Origin of the sequence: Rahnella sp. GSA61A (genome assembly GCF_019969905.1) — a bacterium.
Taxonomy (GTDB): Bacteria; Pseudomonadota; Gammaproteobacteria; order Enterobacterales; family Enterobacteriaceae; genus Rahnella; species Rahnella aceris.
Map to the genome: position 1 here is coordinate 207,303 of NZ_JAHXYO010000001.1, position 12,966 is coordinate 220,268.

At 52.0% G+C, this 12,966-nt stretch carries 10 protein-coding genes; 1 reads left to right on the forward strand and 9 read right to left on the reverse strand.

Features of this window, described 5'->3' with window-relative positions:
- Positions 1-58: 58 nt before the first annotated feature.
- Positions 59-2,656, reverse strand: coding sequence for a bifunctional aconitate hydratase 2/2-methylisocitrate dehydratase (gene acnB, locus LC431_RS00960; protein WP_223509155.1), 2,598 nt, complete (start codon positions 2,654-2,656; stop codon positions 59-61).
- 755 nt (positions 2,657-3,411) lie between these two features.
- On the opposite strand from acnB, the gene LC431_RS00965 reads away from it, so the two are divergent.
- Positions 3,412-3,792 carry a hypothetical protein gene (locus LC431_RS00965; protein WP_223509157.1) on the forward strand — a complete coding sequence of 127 codons (381 nt, stop codon included), beginning with the start codon at positions 3,412-3,414 and terminating at the stop codon, positions 3,790-3,792.
- Between the two features lie 105 nt (positions 3,793-3,897).
- Here the strand turns inward: LC431_RS00965 and LC431_RS00970 are convergent, their stop codons facing one another.
- The 8 genes from LC431_RS00970 to LC431_RS01005 all read right to left on the reverse strand — a co-directional run bounded on the left by LC431_RS00970 (position 3,898) and on the right by LC431_RS01005 (position 12,894).
- The gene (locus LC431_RS00970; RefSeq protein WP_223509159.1) at positions 3,898-4,881 is read right to left on the reverse strand and encodes a fimbrial protein; all 984 of its coding nucleotides are present in this window, start codon (positions 4,879-4,881) and stop codon (positions 3,898-3,900) included.
- Positions 4,882-4,888: 7 nt separating this feature from the next.
- Positions 4,889-7,330, reverse strand: a complete 2,442-nt coding sequence (locus tag LC431_RS00975) for a fimbria/pilus outer membrane usher protein (protein WP_223509160.1) — start codon at positions 7,328-7,330, stop codon at positions 4,889-4,891.
- A gap of 80 nt (positions 7,331-7,410) precedes the next feature.
- Positions 7,411-8,124, reverse strand: coding sequence for a molecular chaperone (locus tag LC431_RS00980; RefSeq protein ID WP_223509162.1), 714 nt, complete (start codon positions 8,122-8,124; stop codon positions 7,411-7,413).
- A gap of 95 nt (positions 8,125-8,219) precedes the next feature.
- Positions 8,220-8,744 (reverse strand): fimbrial protein, encoded by a 525-nt coding sequence (locus LC431_RS00985; RefSeq protein WP_223509163.1) that lies wholly within the window; start codon positions 8,742-8,744, stop codon positions 8,220-8,222.
- Between the two features lie 262 nt (positions 8,745-9,006).
- Positions 9,007-10,062, reverse strand: a complete 1,056-nt coding sequence (locus LC431_RS00990; protein WP_369794759.1) for an extracellular solute-binding protein — start codon at positions 10,060-10,062, stop codon at positions 9,007-9,009.
- Positions 10,063-10,119: 57 nt separating this feature from the next.
- Positions 10,120-10,956, reverse strand: coding sequence for an ABC transporter permease (locus LC431_RS00995; RefSeq protein WP_013576978.1), 837 nt, complete (start codon positions 10,954-10,956; stop codon positions 10,120-10,122).
- Positions 10,953-11,816, reverse strand: coding sequence for an ABC transporter permease (locus tag LC431_RS01000; protein WP_013576979.1), 864 nt, complete (start codon positions 11,814-11,816; stop codon positions 10,953-10,955). The genes LC431_RS00995 and LC431_RS01000 overlap by 4 nt, the downstream gene beginning before the upstream one ends.
- A complete protein-coding gene (locus LC431_RS01005) occupies positions 11,803-12,894 on the reverse strand; it encodes an ABC transporter ATP-binding protein (protein ID WP_013576980.1) in 1,092 nt (363 codons plus the stop codon). The genes LC431_RS01000 and LC431_RS01005 overlap by 14 nt, the downstream gene beginning before the upstream one ends.
- Positions 12,895-12,966: the final 72 nt, after the last annotated feature.

Below are 12,966 nucleotides of genomic sequence, written 5' to 3' on the forward strand. Positions count from 1 at the left end.
AATCACAATAAAAAAGGGAGCCGAAGCTCCCTTTCAACACTGGCGCAAATATAGCGACTTAGACTGCGGTTTGGAAGATCACGCCGTCAGCTTTATCGGTATATTCACTCAGCTTGTCGAAGTTCAGATAACGGTAAGTATCCACTGCGGTCTTATCCACTTCCGCCATATAACCCAGATATTCTTCCGGCGTTGGCAGACGGCCCAGCAGGGAGGCGATCGCCGCCAGTTCCGCCGAAGCCAGATAGACGTTAGCGCCGTTGCCCAGACGGTTCGGGAAGTTACGGGTAGAGGTGGAAACGACGGTAGAGCCGTCCGCCACACGCGCCTGGTTACCCATGCACAGTGAACAGCCCGGAATCTCAACACGCGCACCGCTCTTACCAAAGACGCTGTAATAGCCCTCTTCCGTCAGCTGAGCCGCATCCATTTTGGTCGGTGGCGCAACCCACAAGCGGGTTGGCAACGCGCCTTTATGGCTGTCGAGCAGTTTACCCGCCGCACGGAAGTGACCGATGTTGGTCATGCACGAACCGATAAAGACTTCATCGATTTTGCTGTTCTGTACGGAAGACAGCAGACGCGCATCATCCGGATCGTTTGGCGCACAAAGAATTGGCTCTTTGATCTCGGCCAGATCGATTTCGATCACTGCCGCGTATTCAGCATCCGCATCGGCTTCGAGCAGGGTCGGATTCGCCAGCCACTCTTCCATGCCTTTGATACGACGCTCGATGGTACGACGATCGCCGTAACCTTCAGAGATCATCCACTTCAGCAGAACGATGTTAGAGCTGAGGTATTCTTTGATCGGCGCCTGATCCAGTTTGATCGTACAACCTGCCGCTGAACGTTCTGCGGACGCATCCGCCAGTTCAAACGCCTGTTCGACTTTCAGTTCCGGCAAGCCTTCGATTTCCAGAATACGGCCAGAGAAGAGGTTTTTCTTGCCCTTCTTCTCGACGGTCAGATGACCTTCTTTGATCGCGTAGTAAGGGATCGCATGCACCAGGTCACGCAAAGTGATGCCCGGTTGCATTTTGCCTTTGAAACGCACCAGAACGGATTCCGGCATATCAAGAGGCATCACGCCGGTCGCTGCCGCAAAGGCCACCAGACCGGAACCCGCCGGGAACGAAATCCCGATCGGGAAACGGGTATGGGAGTCACCGCCGGTGCCGACAGTGTCCGGCAGCAGCATACGGTTCAGCCAGGAGTGAATGATGCCATCGCCAGGGCGCAGTGAAACACCGCCACGGTTCATGATGAAATCAGGCAGCGTATGGTGGGTGGTCACGTCAACCGGCTTAGGATAAGCAGCGGTATGACAGAATGACTGCATCACCAGATCGGCAGAGAAGCCCAGACACGCGAGGTCTTTCAGTTCATCACGGGTCATCGGACCGGTGGTGTCCTGAGAACCCACGGACGTCATTTTGGGTTCACAATATTCGTTCGGACGAACACCGGCAACGCCACAGGCGCGCCCCACCATTTTCTGCGCCAGCGAGAAACCTTTGTTGCTTGCAGCAACAGGTTTCGCAATGCGGAACACTTCGCTCTGCGGCAATTTCAGGGATTCACGGGCTTTGGTGGTTAAACCACGGCCGATGATCAATGGAATACGGCCGCCTGCGCGCACTTCATCGAGCAGGACATCGGTTTTCAGTTCGAAAGTCGCGAGCACTTCGTCGGTTTCGTGATTCCGCACTTCACCTTTATACGGATAGATGTCGATAACATCGCCCATATTCAGGTTGGACACGTCCACTTCGATCGGTAAGGCACCGGCATCTTCCATGGTGTTGAAGAAGATTGGCGCGATTTTACCGCCGAGCACCACACCACCGCCGCGTTTGTTTGGCACATGAGGAATGTCATCACCCATGAACCACAGCACGGAGTTAGTGGCCGATTTACGCGAAGAACCGGTACCGACAACGTCACCCACGTAAGCCAGCGGGAAACCTTTTTTGTTCAGTTCTTCGATTTGTTTGATCGGACCGACGCTGCCCGGTTGATCCGGATGAATGCCTTCGCGTTCATTTTTCAGCATTGCCAGCGCATGCAGAGGAATATCTGGACGGGACCAGGCATCCGGAGCTGGTGACAAATCATCGGTATTGGTTTCACCCGTCACTTTAAACACAGTGACGGTGATTTTCTCAGCCAGTTGCGGACGTGACAGATACCATTCGGCATCGGCCCACGACTGCAGGATTTTTTTCGCGTGTTCGTTGCCCGCATGCGCTTTTTCTTCCACATCGTAGAAGTTATCAAACATCAGCAGCGTATGAGACAGCGCTTTCGCGGCGCCAGGCGCCAGCGTGTCGCTATCCAGTGCGTCGATCAGCGGGTGAATGTTATAACCGCCCTGCATGGTGCCCAGCAGTTCAACGGCTTTTTCAGGAGTGACCAACGGAGAGGTAGTTTCGCCTTTGGCGACTGCAGCCAGGAATCCGGCTTTAACATAGGCGGCTTCGTCGACGCCCGGTGGAACACGGTTAATCAGCAGGTCTAACAGAGTGTCTTCTTCGCCTTGTGGCGGATTCTTCAGGGACTCAACCAACGCTGCCATCTGTGAAGCATCAAGTGGCTTAGGGACGATGCCCTCTGCAGCACGCTCGGCTACGTGCTTACGGTATTCTTCTAGCACGACTTTCTCCTCGCTCTCATTGTCATTTATTATGCCTGGCTTCCATCATCAGCCTCGCGTCATGCCTGTAGGGACAGGGGAATTCAAACGGTCTGATGACTCGGGGACACTGCGGGTATGATTGTTTCTTTGTCGGTTTACGACACATCCTGAACCTGAGCACAGTGCCCTTTAGCGCCCGGGCAGCATAGCAGGATTTTGCCCGCTTGTTAATTCGTTCACATAAAAGCAACATTAAATCTTTGCTGAATCGTTGAGCACAGACGGATCGGCTGTTCATCCCAATTCGCCTTCTAGATCATCACAACAACCCTGATCACACAAGGGAATAAACGGCGGGAAATGCAGAAAAAAGACACAAAAAAACCGCCCCAAAGGACAGCCGGTTTGTAGCTGGCAGGTCAGTGCTTCCTGAACAGAAAGTGAGTGAAAAGCAATCTTATAACCCCCGGACTCATCTTCGGATCGCAAAACACAACATTGGCAGGAAATACTTATTGCTCGGGAAAACAACTTCGCTATATGTTTTTGAATATTGATTTATTACTGATTACTCAGGAAGAAAATTACCGGTTTATTTAATACATGGAAAAAACGTTTAAATAACAGGGATCGTTAAATATGAAAAAAACCTTCTGATGCTTATGCTCACGATGACATTCTCTTGCTTTGCGCATATCAATGAAGACATCGAATATAGCCGTGATAAGTATCTTTTAGCCTACAATAATCTCAACACTAAACTGGAGGAATGTATGGCAGAAATGAAATCCCGGCCTTTTATTACTTCAGCCGATATAGCAGATTATGACAAAAGAACGGTAAGCATCGCCGTTTTATACCTTGGCACCGCTCAAATCGATCAATGTGCCGGGAATGAACATCATCAGTTTATGATCAGGGCATTTGACTACTACGATGCACTAACAGAAGTTAGCGTCTACAGCCAACAAGTTAAAACACTTCATAATGATCTTTTTGCTCTTTTACCTGCCGGAAATATACGGTTAGAAAGAGAATATGAGAGCTTTCCCTTAAAAACCAGGACTGAGTTAGAAGCACGCTTAAAAAATAAAAACCTCAGATCCTACCCCTCATTCCAAAGCAGCCCGCAGTATGATTTTGATGATAAATAGCCGGAAACCGACACTCAGTGCGGACACGCCGGGAGGTTATCGTACATATCTGGCTGTTTTATCAGAACAAACTTCACTTCATGTCGTCTGCAAAGGCGACCTTTCTCAATAATAAATCATCGTAAACGTGGCCGTGCCATTCGCACTCCCGCTGCTGAGTGTTTGCCCGTTGAGATAGTAGCGGGCAAAAAAGGGAATACTCAGGCTTCCTTCGCTGGCCGAAGGGGTGATTGCCCATTGTTGTCCGAGGCTCACAGGCGAGGTATTGCCTTTCAGGATCTGAATTCCCACTCCGGATGCCTGCCCTTCCGCACCATTGCTGATTTTGATCACACCGGCGACCAGCGAATCGTCAGCAGTGCCATCGATACGGATATTCACATTCGCCCCGGCATCACAATTGAGTTCGATGCTAAATGGGACATCGGGCGTGACGCCGCCAGCGGAGGCACTGGAAAAAAGCCCCGGCCAGACCGTGCCCAGAGAAACATTAATGGTGTTATTCAGCACATCGCAGCTTTCCGTTCTGATGTTGATATTGCCTGTATAAGAGAGCGTGTTGGCTCCCCCGCCCCCGAGGCCGGATTTGCCATACACCCCCAGCCCGAAACGGGTCTGGCTTTGCGCCAGTGCCGTATCCGAAATGTCATTGGCGGTTTTGACTAACGATAACGTGACAGCTATCTGATAGCTGAGACTGCTGTCCAGGTTACCCAGCGATGTGTTGCGCGTATCGCAGCCTACACCACCGCCAACCACACGTTGTCCGCTGGAGTTAGTCAGGGCAATACCGATGCCCTCGACACCGGTAGAGTAAACGCCGGGGAAACCCGCGATTTCTGTACCGTTTCCGTAGTAACAGGCGATGATCGGGTCGCCGGAGAGTTCGTTGCTGCCGTTTGTACCGCAAGTACCGCTGATGCTGAAAGTATGCTGACTTCCGGGAATATCCGCCCCAACAGGCAAAGAGGATGTTACCGCAACCGAACTTAAATCCCAGGACTGCGGCATTACCGGTGCGGTAGAACAGGCTGCCCATAATTTGCCAGAAAACAGAACCAGACAGACCAGCAGTATCATCATTTTCATAAATACCTCATCGACATACGCTGCTGGCCTGAGAGACCGCCGCTTTTTGCGCACCAGATAATGTAAACGGTGCTTCGCACTGTCCCCCTTGCCATGTCACTCTGACCGCGCCCTGATCCGACAAGCCACTGAGATACACCTGCCCCTGGTCGCCGACGATGGCGCGGTTTCGTTCGTCGCCCACCACAAACGCCTCTGCGCCGAAGGGCACAGGCTGCCCGTTATAGGTAAGGTTGAGCAATAATCTGCTACCGGCCCGCGTGGTAAAGGACGCCATAACCACGGCACCGGCAGTGGGAACAACGGAAAGGATGTTGTCGTCAATATCGACGTTTTCGTCCAGTGATGTGGTATCCAGCGCCACACGGGTTCGCTTGTACGGGCTGAGATAATTCACCACCGCGTAGCCGCGCCAGTCGGTATACACGCCGGTATTATTTTGTAATTTCACGCCCGCCGCCCCCGGGGCGCGGACAATGGCAATGGCAGAGAGATCGCTGGCAAGAGGCTGCGCGAAAGTGACACCGAAGGGATGGCCCACAATGGCACCCTGCCATCCGTAATTGACCTGATGAGTGTCCTGATTGTAGTTGTAGCCCCCGCTGAGCTGCGCGGCGCTGCCCAGATAATTCAGGCTGGCGCTACCGCTGTTTCCCTGCCCGTGAGTGCCATAACCTTCACTGACGGCATAAGAGAGGTTGTTATCCTCAAGCAGCATGCCGTTGATACCGGTCCGATAAAGCGTCCGCCCGTGACTGGCGCTGTTCACGTTAGCCGTGGCCCAGGCGTTTGACAGCCAGCGACCCAGGGGGATACTGACATTAAAGGCGATCTGTTTATCGCTCTCAGTGCCGTAAGTACGGTTATCCGATACCGATAAGGCGTAATCGATACTGGCAATATTGACGTTGTAACTGATCCCCAGACTGCGCTGATTAATTTGCGACTGTCGGTAGTTTTGCTGATACCACGAAAGCGAAAGCGATCCCCACTGCCCGTTGTTGATCATCTGGGTCAGGTTAAGGCGATACTGTTCCCGTGGCTGACCATAGTAATTTCCGTTGCTTTCGTCCTCACGCCAGTTACTGGCATCACTGAAATGATAAAAATCCCCGGCAAAGCGGATCCCTGCCAGCGACAGCGTTGAGCCTGTTGCAGTCACACTTTTGGCATATTGCAGCCGGTATGCCTGACCGCGTTCTGTGTGATTGTCTGTCAGTTCGCTGTTGGCCAGCGTGGTATCAAATGACAAGGATCCCCAATCCCCGACCATACTGCCGATACCGGCATTCGCCGCTTTATAGTTCTGCGCCAGCTGACTGCCGCCAAACAGCGTCACGCCATAACCCAGACCATAAATCAGTGATCCCTGAAGAAATTCAGGTTCATCACCCCCGGACTGATAGGTGCGGTATTTCCCCAGTGTCAGGGCATATTTCAACCGGCCTTCGCGCTGCATGATCGGGATAGCAGAAAATGCCTGGGTAAAATGTCGCTCTTCGCCATTACTTTCCCTGACCGTTATCTCCAGATCCCCGGAAGCGGAAGTCGGGTATAAGTCGTCGATGCTGAAAGCGCCGGGCGGCACATAGGTCTGGTAGATCACCATGCCGTTTTGCTTAATCGTCACCTGCGCGTTGCTTCGGGCAATACCGCGGATCACGGGGGCGAAGCCGCGTAAGCTGTCAGGCAACATATTGTCATCGGAAGACAACTGCACGCCGCGAAAGGTAAAACTGTCAAAAATATCCGCAGGTGTCGTGCTTTCTCCCGCGATAAATTGCCCTTTGAGCACCGGCACATCGCGCTGGAGAAAGCTGTACGCCGAATCCCAGTCCTGCTGCGATTGCCCGTCAATGTTGCGGCTGTAACGCCAGGTGCTGTAGTTGCGCAGCCGCCAGCCGCCCCAGTTGGCACCACTTCTCAGGCTCAGAAACTGGCTCTGATCACTGCCGCCTGAATTTTGCCAGGTACGGGCACCGCTGAGGTTGTAATTAAGCAGTAAGGCCGGCGTTCCCTCATCCCATAACTCCGGGCTGACCGCGCCCCTTGCCAGCGTGTCGAGCAATCCCTGAGGGATGGTGATCAGGAGTTTCTGGCGGGAAAAGTCAAACTGGCTCACAACACCGGGCATCAGCGGCGTGAAATCCTCAACCGGCTTTTGTACAGGCCAGTCGCGTAATGCCGGAATGCTGCGGGTTCTGAGTCCCAGATTTTGCCATTGTGCCGGAGTAAAAAGCGGGGAGAGTGTCAGATCCCTCAAGGCGATAAACGTCACATCCTGCCGCCCTTTCGGCACATTGTTCACCAGCACATCCACGCGGTAAACACCCGGCGTCTGCCCGCCAGCCCGGGAAAATTGCGATATATCCACCGGCGCGCCCGGATGTTCTATTTCCAGTGCCTGAACGTTAAAACGGTCATCCGCGCGTGTTTCAGATGTTCCCAAAGCGATTCCCGCCAGAAGCCATGACCGCAAAAGGGAAGATGAAAGATGCGTAACGACATGATTTTTATTCATAACATGCCTCAGCGCATCCGGTTTTTTTCCACTGAACTGGTACCGCCATAATCATTGACGACCTGCCAGCTGACCTCGCCAGTGACCGCTCCCTGAGGCCAGGGATAACGGGCTTCCCCAAAGGGCGGAACCATGGTGTTACCTGTTGCCACACGGTTGCTGCCAAGGTTTAACCTGAAAAATGTGAAGTAATAAGGTGTCGGATTGGTCACCCGCAGCGTTGAGTCCTGACGGGAGAACTGCAACTGCCGCCAGGCGCTTTGCGCGGCGGGGGCGAGCAACGCTGCGGGCCGGTAAAAAAGCTTCAGGCGCGTCTTCACCACGATTTGCAATAAACCGGCGGGGGCATTTTCAGGCAAACGGGGGATGGATTTGATATTCAGCCAGAACAGGGATTCGCGATCTTCAGGCAGCACGCCGCCTGTACGGATAATTCGCAGACTGTTATCTTGACCGGCATTCAGCCGAAATAAAGGGGGAGTCACGATAAAAGGCGCAGGAACGGAGGATTTTTGTGTCCCGTCAGGCCCGTTATTATCCACCCATGACTGGATCAGAAAGGGCTCTGACTGTGCATCCTGATTACTGACGGTCAGCGAGGTTTCTTTTTTATTACCCGGATATATCACCCGCGTGGCTTCTGTAATCACACCCGCATAAACCGGAGGCACCGGAAAGAGAATAAATAACATCCCTGATAAAATAATAAAAAGACGCCGCATATATTCCTCTCATATTTCCGTCAATAAAAAAAAGACATCCGCGTCTGAAGCTCTGGCATCCCTGCCAGTTTAAAGAGATTATTTGTTGATTATTATTATTGATAATTAATGGTGAACTGAGAGGTCCCATTTGCTGCGCCTTCGCCTACGGTTGCCCCGGTACTTTTGTAGCGGGCGATAAAGTTCATATCCACCCCTTCGGCAGTCGCATCAATGGGATAAAAACGTGAGGCCGTGTAAAGAGGAATTGGTGTCCCCTGACTATCCGCAATTTCAATGCCTATACCGGTTGCGCCACCGCTAACTTCCAGCAGCTGATTATCCACTGCATCGGCGGTACCATCGAATTTGACGGCCGCAGCGGTGAAGGTTGTCGGGCAGTTGGTGAGTGAAATCGTGAACGCGGTCGGCGAAGAAGTATCACCGGCTGCCGTAAATGAGGTCGCGGCGACAGTGCCTAAATCCACATTAATGGAGGCATTACTTCCGCCATTCACATCACATGTCGTGGCAACAATTTGTCCGATGAAATTAATGGTGCCATCGGCTGCCTGTACGACGGTCTGACTGAAACACAAAACCGTACCAAGAAGTAAAATAAAAGGATTACGCTTATTCATGGAATAATACCTGAGATTAAAATTAAATAAATCCCACCAGATTCATTTATCAAAGCTGGCGATATACATTCACTTTAAACAAGCAGGTATATTTGAGGTAATCACATCCCCTCACATTATTTTATCGATAACATTGAGCTGAAGAAAATAAATGAATGAGGGTGTAATGAGATAAATGAGAACAGGCACAGTGTATGCCACGGGTGAAAAAAGGCAAAAAAACCGGAAATGAGAAATATTTCCGGTTTCAGACATGGACGACTTATTGCATAGAAACCTGGCGCACAAACTCTTTTCTGAGCTGCATGCTGTATTCCTTGCCGTAAAACTGCGTGGCAATGTCTGGCTGCACCACGTCTGTTTTCACTTGTTTGTTCATCGGCACCGCGCCGAAAGCGACATTCAACGCACGCTGGGTTTCAGCTTGCGTTAACCAGTTCAGGAACACCGCCGACGCCGCCGGATGTGTGCTGTTTGCGGCAATAGCCGCAATATTGCCCCCTCCCGGCATACCAAAAGCCGGAATATAAAATTTCAGGCGCCCGGTAATCGCCCCGGATTTTTGCAAACCTGCCAGATGATCTTCCCAGGCGGGTACCAGCAATAATTCGCCATCATTCAGACGGGTCAGGCTATCCGCACCCGATGCGGTCTGGGTGATTTTTTCTTTATTACCGACGAACCATTCCCAACCCTTTTTCCAGTTTTTAATAATGTCAGGATCGACTTGCGTGGCATCGGCATCAAATGTGCCTGAGGAGAGGGTGACCACGCGCTGAATAAAGGCTTCGCCTGCCCCGCCGTTATTCGGATCGTTGTAACCAAACTTCTTCGGATTCGCATCGATAAAGTGTTGTAAATCATCGAGTGATTGCGGCAAAGGTTGATTGCCCATCTGTTGCGGATCGTAGGCCATACCGGTTTGGTTGCCCCAAAAGGCAACCGCATATCCTTCGGTATTCACGCTTTGCAACTGATGCACCGCATCCCCGTAACCCGGCAGCCAGTCTACCTGCGCCAGGGCATTTGCTTTACGGATGATCGGTAATTGCGCCACCGACAAGGCCACCACGTCCATTTTGCCTTTCTCGCGGCGAGCTTCCGCCAGCAGTTTATTCATGTTGCCATCAATCGACCCTTCCGGAATACGCACTTTAATTCCGTACTGTTTCTCAAAATCAGCAACGAAACTGCGCCATTGCGGTTGTAAATACCAGACGTTGAAGGTGACTGAGCCTTCTTTTTTGGCCTGTGCGACGACAAGATCCCAATCTTGTTGTGCCAGTGGCGTGGCGGTCGCTGCCCCGCTCAATAACATGCCACTGAGAAATAAAACCGTGCCTGTTTTCATGTTGAATGACTCCCTTATCAAGGATCACGCCTTGCCGGTTGACTGTGACAGATAATTCCCTTTCAACAGCTTCTCAATAATGACCATCAGGACTACATTCGGGATCACCAGGATCATTGAGACTACCGCCGCATCCGGGCGCACAAAGGAATAGCCGAGAAAAGAATAAAGAATGGTCGGCACGGTAATAAAATCTGGCGCGCCAAGAACGTATGAAATGCTGAACTCTTCTAAACTGCGCACCAGACAAAAAATCAACGCGGCCAGGAAACTGGGCTTGAGCATCGGTAAAAAAGCATTGCAGAACGTTCCCCAATGGCTGGCACCGAGATCGCGACTGGCATCAATTAAATCTTGCGGCACCGCTTTAAACCCTGCGGACATAATGCGAATCGAGTAAGGCAGTGTCAGCACAGTGTGCCCTAACACGATGCTGATAAACGGGTTGCTGATATTCAGATTCATCAGCATGGCGCTGAAGAAAATCCCGATGATCATACCTGGCATGACCAGTGGGATCAGCGTGAGCATTTCCGCAACGGCTTTGCCCCGAAAAGTCATGCGCCCAAACGCATAAGCGGTGGGTAACGACAGCAGTAAACTCAGCATCGCCACGGCGGGCGCAATGGTGTAGCTGTTAAAGAGGGCTTCTGACAGCGAAGTTTGCTGCCACACCTGTATCCAGCGGTTAATCGACAACACTTGCGGGAATAAGTCCGGGTAGCTCCACGGGTGTTGCGGGTCAACCAGCGACCATAAGATAGCCATTGAAAATGGCAGTCCAAGCCAGACCAGATTGACCAGAATAAAGAACAACAGTGAAATCGTGACGATCAGGCGTCCATTCGCCGTGCGGTTCATTTGACCTCTCCTTTGCGGGTGGCGAGCGGTGTCAGGAGGATGGCGATAAGCAAGGTACCCAATGCTGCCGTCAGCATGATAATCACGGCAATAACCGCAGAGTTATTCCATTCGCCGTATTCCATGGCCGTGGCCTGCATCAGGCGAGCCAGCGAGTAGGTATTGCGCGGACCAGCGACGGAGAAGAAGGCAAAGTCGCCCAGCGCACCGATAAAAATAAGGATCAGGGACACTTGCACTGCGGGTAACGTCAGGGGAAAGATAACGTCCCGAAAACAGCGCCAGCGGCTGGCACCCAGGTTACTCGCCGCGTCCAGTACATCGGTACGGATTGCGTTAACTGAGCCACCGACCAGAATCAGCGCGAACGGCAGATTCTTCCAGATTTGTAAGATAACGACGCCCCAGCCAAAGTCATCGTTCTGCATACGCAGCGGTTGATCAATAACGCCCAGCGCCAGCAATAGCTCATTGATCACGCCGTGATAAGCAATAATATTGATGAACAGAAATGCCGCCACGAGGCCGGGAATAAACATCGGCGCACGCAAAACAGCAACGATACCTTCTTTCGCCACCAGCGGCTGACGGAGCCACAACGCCAGCGGGTAAGAGAGCAGCACCGCACCGAAAGCCCCCAATATTGAGACTTTAACCGAATAGATCAGCGCGCTGTGCAGCACCGGATCTTGTAATACGTTTTGCCAGTATTCGAGCGAAAACTGGCTGTCGCCGGAAAGATTGAAATAGCCGATGCTTTGTACCAGCACCACGTAAAAGGTCGATCCCATCAGCAACACAATGGTGCCTAGTCCACTGATCATCAGCAGCCAGGCGGTCAGCTCATTACGCCATTTCATCGTGCCCCTCCACTACTGGCTCGAGGAAGTGAATCGCATCCTCGGGTAAACGGAAGCAAACCCGCGCCCCGCTTTCGGCCTGCGGTTTTTTGACCAGTTGCAGACGTACCGACAATTTACCGTCATCGTTATCGCCCCATGCTTCGGTCAGGTTGCCCATAAACGCCATTTTGCGCAGCGTGAGGAAGAAATGGTTATCGCCGGTTTGTGGTTGCGGCACAAAGCGCGCATCTTCAGGCCGCCAGCAGATATAGCAATGCTCAGCGAGCGGAGGACGCGGAGAACGTACGTAAAACTCACCTAACTGGCAACGAACCCGATAAAAACCAGGCTGTTCCGCAGGAGTGATGTGGGCGATATCGATATTGGCTGCACCAATAAAATCAGCGACGAAACGGTTAGCAGGACGGTAATAAATCTCTTCTGGCGGCCCAATTTGCTCCACGTTGCCCGCATTGAGCACCACGATCTTATCGGACATGGTCAACGCTTCGGCCTGATCATGGGTGACATAAATGGACGTGAGTTGATATTGCCGCTGTAACTCTTTGATTTCAAAACGCACACTTTCACGCAGTTTCGCATCCAGATTGGACAGCGGCTCGTCAAACAACACCACATCCGGACGCGTGACCATCGCTCTGGCCAGTGCCACGCGTTGCTGCTGCCCGCCAGAAAGTTGCACCGGCATTTTCAGGTGCTGATCCTGCAAGCCAACCTGCTTCAACGCCTCCGCCAGCCGCAGTTGCTGCTCGGCAAGAGGTAAGCGTTTTTGCTTCAAACCAAAACAGATGTTATGCGCCACATTCAGGTGCGGAAACAGCGCGTACGACTGAAAACACATTGCCGTGTTGCGCTTTTCCGGCGGCAAATTATTAACGGATTGCCCGTTAATCAGAATGCGTCCGCTGTCTGGCTGATGAAACCCGCCGATCATTTTGAGCAGCGTGGTTTTGCCACAGCCGCTCGGGCCAAGCAGGGTGACAAATTCACCTTCCTCGGCGGTGAAGGAGATCTCGCGGGCGGCGTAAAACGCGCCAAATTGCTTTGTAACCTGTTCCAGTGAAAGCGTCGACATAGTGTACAAATCCTGTGTTAATACTCCGGCAATTAAATTTACACACTAAATATAAAATTTATGTGACAAAGA

Excerpts from the sequence above, each read along its gene's own strand:
- LC431_RS00965 (WP_223509157.1), top strand. The coding sequence starts at position 3,412 with ATGGCAGAAATGAAATCCCGGCCTTTTATTACTTCAGCCGATATAGCA.
- LC431_RS00970 (WP_223509159.1), bottom strand. The coding sequence starts at position 4,881 with ATGAAAATGATGATACTGCTGGTCTGTCTGGTTCTGTTTTCTGGCAAA.
- LC431_RS00980 (WP_223509162.1), bottom strand. The coding sequence starts at position 8,124 with ATGCGGCGTCTTTTTATTATTTTATCAGGGATGTTATTTATTCTCTTT.
- LC431_RS00985 (WP_223509163.1), bottom strand. The coding sequence starts at position 8,744 with ATGAATAAGCGTAATCCTTTTATTTTACTTCTTGGTACGGTTTTGTGT.
- LC431_RS00990 (WP_369794759.1), bottom strand. The coding sequence starts at position 10,062 with ATGTTATTGAGCGGGGCAGCGACCGCCACGCCACTGGCACAACAAGAT.
- LC431_RS00995 (WP_013576978.1), bottom strand. The coding sequence starts at position 10,956 with ATGAACCGCACGGCGAATGGACGCCTGATCGTCACGATTTCACTGTTG.
- LC431_RS01000 (WP_013576979.1), bottom strand. The coding sequence starts at position 11,816 with ATGAAATGGCGTAATGAGCTGACCGCCTGGCTGCTGATGATCAGTGGA.
- LC431_RS01005 (WP_013576980.1), bottom strand. The coding sequence starts at position 12,894 with ATGTCGACGCTTTCACTGGAACAGGTTACAAAGCAATTTGGCGCGTTT.